The 5,510-nt window shown below is 53.2% G+C and carries 4 protein-coding genes and 1 pseudogene; 2 read left to right on the forward strand and 3 right to left on the reverse strand.

Going from position 1 to position 5,510, the window contains the following annotated elements; genetic code table 11:
• Nucleotides 1–718: pseudogene (locus L692_RS0113065) on the reverse strand (NAD-dependent malic enzyme); the annotation flags it as partial.
• A 198-nt stretch (nucleotides 719–916) separates the two neighbouring features.
• Here L692_RS0113065 and alsS point away from each other — a divergent pair.
• Together alsS and budA are read left to right on the forward strand one after the other, a co-directional pair.
• Nucleotides 917–2,611, forward strand: a complete 1,695-nt coding sequence (alsS, locus tag L692_RS0113070; RefSeq protein ID WP_036723542.1) for an acetolactate synthase AlsS — start codon at nucleotides 917–919, stop codon at nucleotides 2,609–2,611.
• Between the two features lie 42 nt (nucleotides 2,612–2,653).
• Nucleotides 2,654–3,370, forward strand: a complete 717-nt coding sequence (gene budA / locus L692_RS0113075; RefSeq protein ID WP_025700509.1) for an acetolactate decarboxylase — start codon at nucleotides 2,654–2,656, stop codon at nucleotides 3,368–3,370.
• Between the two features lie 119 nt (nucleotides 3,371–3,489).
• Here budA and L692_RS0113080 read toward each other — a convergent pair whose 3' ends face one another.
• A complete protein-coding gene (locus L692_RS0113080; RefSeq protein ID WP_025700512.1) occupies nucleotides 3,490–3,966 on the reverse strand; it encodes a hypothetical protein in 477 nt (158 codons plus the stop codon).
• A gap of 40 nt (nucleotides 3,967–4,006) precedes the next feature.
• Nucleotides 4,007–5,510, reverse strand: a 1,504-nt coding sequence (locus L692_RS0113085) for a polysaccharide lyase 6 family protein (RefSeq protein ID WP_084463183.1), incomplete at its 5' end; no start/stop codon positions are given.

Genomic DNA, 5,510 nt, shown 5'->3' on the forward strand with positions numbered 1-5,510 from the left:
CGACGACCGCCGTGCCGTGCTGATCGTCATGGAATACGGGAATGTCAAGCTCCTCCGCCAGCCTCCGCTCAATGTCGAAGCAGCGCGGCGAGGAGATATCCTCCAGGTTGATGCCGCCAAAGCCGGGGGAGACCGCCTTGACGATGCGGATGATCTCATCCGGGTCTTTCGTATTCAGGCACAGCGGAAAAGCGTCAATTCCGGCCAATTGCTTGAACAGCATCGCCTTGCCCTCCATGACCGGCATGGCTGCTTCCGCTCCAATATCCCCCAGGCCAAGCACCGCCGTTCCATCGGTCACCACCGCAACCGTATTGCGTTTCATCGTCAATGTATACGCTTTCGATTTATCCTCCGCGATAGCCATGCTGACCCGCGCCACCCCGGGGGTATAGACCTGGGACAAATCCTCGCGGTTCTTGATCGGCAGCTTCGGGATAATTTCGATTTTGCCGCCAAGATGAGCCAGGAAGGTCCGGTCGGATACATTGACCACTTTGATTCCCGGCATGTCCGACAATACACGGATAATTTCCTCGTTTCCGGCGTCCGCCACATTTACCGTAATGTCCCTGGTCGTTACCTCCCTGCCCGCGCGGATCACGTCGATGGCGACAATATCCCCGCCCGCTCCGGCAATGCCTGTAGCAACATCCCCGAAGGAAGCGACCGACTTCTCGATATCCAGCCGGATAATCATCGTTGTTGCAATGGTCATATCATGCCCTCCCTTGTCCTGTGACTCATGCTTTCACTATACCACAGACACCCGAAGCAGAGTAAATTTGATTTTCCCACTTGATTTTACTTTTATTGGTAATATAATAGACCTTGGCGTCATGATTTCTGTATATACATGGAAATGAAGAAAATGAAATGAATTTTCAGAGATTTCAGAGATAAGGAGATGGATAGGATGAGCACAGAAGCAGATTCAAAGATCTCTACAGTGATCGCCTCAACAAATGGTGCCAACCTGGTTGTTGACAGCTTGATATCGCAAGAGGTTCCGTACATTTTCGGAATTCCCGGAGCCAAAATCGACTCCGTATTCGATGTGCTGCGGGAACGGGGGCCGGAGCTTATTGTTTGCCGGCATGAGCAGAATGCCGCCTTTATGGCGGCGGCTGTCGGCCGCCTGACAGGCAAGCCGGGGGTATGCCTGGTAACTTCCGGTCCGGGCGCCTCCAATCTGGTCACAGGGCTGGCTACGGCCAACTCGGAAAGCGATCCGGTCGTAGCGCTCGCAGGAGCTGTCCCCCGGGCGGACCGGTTAAAGCATACCCATCAATCCATGGACAATGCCGGCCTGTTTAAGCCGGTTACGAAATACAGCGTGGAGGTCGAGCATCCGAACAATGTCGCCGAAGCGATTACGAACGCATTCCGCGAGGCTTCCACCGCCCAGCCGGGAGCGGCATTCGTCAGCCTTCCCATGGATGTGCTGCTCGGCGAAGCCGTCCCCTTCAACTTTGGGCCTCTGGCCACTCCCCAGCTTGGCGCCGCTCCCTCCGCCTTGATCGAAGCCGTCGCCGCCAACATACGCCAAGCCAAGCTTCCGGTTATTCTGCTCGGCATGAAAGCAAGCTCGCCGGAAGTGACCTCAGCTATCCGGAAGCTCATCCGCGGCACGGATATTCCGGTTGTTGAAACCTTTCAGGCCGCCGGTGTAATCTCGCGCGACCTGGAAGAACATTTCATCGGCAGAGTCGGTCTGTTCTCGAACCAGCCGGGCGATCTTCTGCTGAAGGAAGCCGATGTAGTTCTGACAATCGGCTATGATCCGATTGAGTATGATCCTTGCCTTTGGAATCGTGAAGGGGTCCGGAAGGTGTATCATCTGGATAACCGGCAAGCCGACTTCGATCATGATTACCAGCCGCTGATCGAGCTGATCGGCAACGTTGCCCTGACCATTGAGACATTGTCTCCGCATTTGACCGGCCTTCAGCTCCCTCCCGAATCACTGTCGACGTTAAGAGAACTCCAGCAGAAGCTGGATCAGGACGGAGCCGTCCCGCGCATTCCCCATCCGGAGCATGTTCACCCGCTGGATTTCATCTTTACCCTGCGCAAGCTGATTGACGACCAGACAACGGTCACCTGCGATGTCGGTTCCCACTATATCTGGATGGCGCGCTACTTCCGCTGCTATGAGCCCCGCCGCCTGCTCTTCAGCAACGGCATGCAGACCCTCGGTGTAGCCATGCCGTGGGCCATTGCCGCTTCACTGGTGCGTCCGGGCGAAAAAGTCATTTCCATTTCCGGGGACGGCGGATTTCTGTTCTCCTCGATGGAGCTGGAAACGGCAGTACGGCTGAAGACTCCGCTCGTTCATATTGTGTGGACCGACGGAACCTATAATATGGTTGCCTTCCAGCAAATGGGCAAATACGGCAGAACCTCGGGCGTGGACTTTGGCAGCATCGACATTGTGCAATATGCCGAAAGCTTCGGCGCGGTCGGACTCCGGGTGAATCGGCCAGATCAACTGGAAGAAGTGCTGCGCTGCGCTCTCGAACAAATAGGTCCCGTTGTCGTCGATATCCCGATTGACTATAGAGACAGCGCCAAGCTCGGGGAGAAGCTGCTGCCTGACAAGGCCAACTGATATTATAATGCATATTATTCATTAATAAGGAGATGAGGATAAATGGAAGGTCACGTCATCTATCAAGCCTCAACCATGATTGCGCTGCTCAGCGGTCTGTATGACGGAACAGTCACATTTGGAGAACTGAAAAAGCACGGGGATTTCGGCATCGGAACCTTTCATCAGCTGGACGGGGAGATGATCGCTTTTGACGGAGAATTCTTTCATTTATACCCTGACGGAACGGCCAAAAAAGTCAGTCTTGACGAAAGCACGCCGTTCTCCTCTGTAACCTTTTTTGAACAACAGCAGACTTTGCAGCTGGATAAGGCGGTAACCCGTCAAGAGCTGGAGAAGGTGCTGGACGATCTCGTTCCCAGCCATAATCTGTTTCACGCGATCCGGATTGACGGGCATTTTCGGGAGGTTCACACCCGCACGGTCCCGCATCAGGATAAGCCGTATCCGCCATTTGTGGAGGTTACCAAATCCCAGCCGTCCTTTCATTTTGCCGATGTGGACGGCGTTATCGCCGGTTTCTGGACTCCTTCCTTCGCACAAGGGATCGCAGTCGCCGGATATCATTTGCATTTCATCAATGAGGCCCGCGACGGAGGAGGACATGTGCTGGATTTTGTGCTCGAAGAAGGGACAATTTCCATTTGCAGCTGCACCGATTTTCAACTCGCGCTCCCGCAGGACGACGTTTATCTGAAGCAGGATTTATCCGTAGCCGACCTGGAGCGCGACATTATGATTGCTGAGGGCTCTTACTAAAGAGCCTTTGCAATACACGCAACTTTCAATACCGACCATGCTAACACTTGAAGCCATAGCCCGCCTGAGCGTACTTGAAGCAGCGGGGCTATGGCCCCTTTTTTAAAAAAATTCACCTTTCACTTGCTTCCAAACCGGTTCTCCGCATCCGGATATTGGTTCAGAAACGCTGTATTTGCCCGCTTTAGCTGTTCTTGATATTTTCGATACGAGCCGCTTAAAGCTTGTAAATTCGGAATAAAGACATCGTAATATCCGCTGCTGTGTTGAAATTCAATTAACAGCTGCTCCATTTTGCAGGCAGGACTTGATCTATACTCCTGTGAATTCCGGTAGGCCAAATAATGCGCAATGCTCTCCCTGTGCTCGGCAAGGAAGCTGCTATAATCTTGAACAGCCCTATTCATGGAGTCATCTATCTGCTGTAAATCCATCTCACTCATGGAGTCAAAGGATTCCTTCAGAAATTGCTCCAGCTCTCCCGGAAATTCAAGTTCATTGACATGATCGAGAAATTCAACTATCTTGCAGTAGCTTACAGCGGCACCAATGACAAAAGCAGACTCTCCCGGCGGAAGACATCTGCTTGTTGTCACTGCTATTGCTGCTTATGTTCCTGCCGGCTCGCCGGGCAGGCTACGGAGCGTCTATACCCACATCGTCCGAAACCAGCGGCGCGTTTAAGCTCGAAGCGGCCGAGTATTCGTCGGCGCCGGCATCATTCACGTCGCTTCTTGGCTGCCCATCCATGTCATCCCTCACATAAGTGTAGCTGCCGGCTGACGCGTTAATTGCGGGGCTGGATGCCGAAAGCTTCTGTAGACCGTTTACCGTAGTGAAGAGCGGGTCCGCAACGACCACCTGAGAAGCCGAAGCGTCAATGCCTACAGTGGCGCTGCCGGAAGGATACACGATATTGCCTTCATACAGCATATTATCCGGCGTCTTGAACTCGTTGATCAGCTTTCTGCTGGAGCCTTTGATTACATTGTTGGCAATCTTGCTGTCTTTCGGCGCAAGCGAGTAGTTTTTGCCAATCTCGATTCCTGTTGCGTTATTCACCAGCGTGTTATTGACAATCTCAGCCCGATATACGCGAAAATGCGAGTTGAGCGCCCCGCTTGTGTCCACATCCCCGCCATCGACGGCAATGGTTGCATCATATCCGGAGCCTGTTAAACCTTCGAAGTAGTTGTTGTAGACCTTATGATCCTGACCATAGATACGGATACCGCCAAGGTCCGATTTTGAACCGTCGCCAAGAAAAAAGTTTCCATAGAAGCTGTTTCCGTTGCCGTGGCGCGAGGAAACGACGCCTTGCGAATTGCGCACCGTATTGTAGCGGAAGATATTCTTTCCGCTCTTGAACGATACGATCTCCGGATCTCCGTCGCAGTCTTCGAACAGGTTGTACTGCAAGGTAATGTAGCCGTCCGACATCGAGATATTGCTCCACCCGACGCGGATCGCTTCCATTTCATTCGTCGCGCGGGGGCCGATGTTGCGGAAGTGGTTGTACTCGACGACATCATACTGCGACACCTGGGTATCGGAACCGTCGAACGTGATGAAGTTGCCCAGATCATGCTTCTCCTCGAACAGATTGTGATCAATCCGATTGTGATGGCTGTTCTCGCCGCCGATATACAACCATCTCAAGGAGCTGCCATTCTCGGTCAAACGGAAATGGCTGCGCGTGATTCGAATATGGTTGGAGCTTGTGAGCTTAATTGCCGAGTTCCCGGTATTGGTGAATTTCAGACCATCGATGACAATATAGGCGGATTTGGTCATCGTAATATTGGCGCTGCCGCTGATCACCGCCTGACCGCGATTGGCCGCCTTAATGGTAATCGGACTGGCAATCGTGCCGTTCTTGCCGCTAATGGCGAATGACCCGCTCTTCTTGTATGTACCGTCCGCAAGGATAATGGTTGTGCCGGGGACTGCGCTTGAGAGGGCGCTGTCCAGTTCTCCGGGCGTAGACACATTCACCACGCTGCCGCTGCTCACCGATGTCGCCGCGCTAGCCACATTGGAGATGGTGGACACGTTGCCAGCTTCATCCGTCGTCTTCATGGCAAAATAGTAGGTGGTGGAAGGGTTCAATCCTCCTACCGTCATGGACTGGCTAAGTCCG

Origin of the sequence: Paenibacillus forsythiae T98 (assembly GCF_000520735.1) — a bacterium.
Classification (GTDB): domain Bacteria; phylum Bacillota; class Bacilli; order Paenibacillales; family Paenibacillaceae; genus Paenibacillus_AQ; species Paenibacillus_AQ forsythiae.

What these genes read in the sequence shown, in the direction of transcription:
- budA (WP_025700509.1), top strand. Translation starts at nt 2,654, where the DNA reads ATGGAAGGTCACGTCATCTATCAAGCCTCAACCATGATTGCGCTGCTC.
- alsS (WP_036723542.1), top strand. Translation starts at nt 917, where the DNA reads ATGAGCACAGAAGCAGATTCAAAGATCTCTACAGTGATCGCCTCAACA.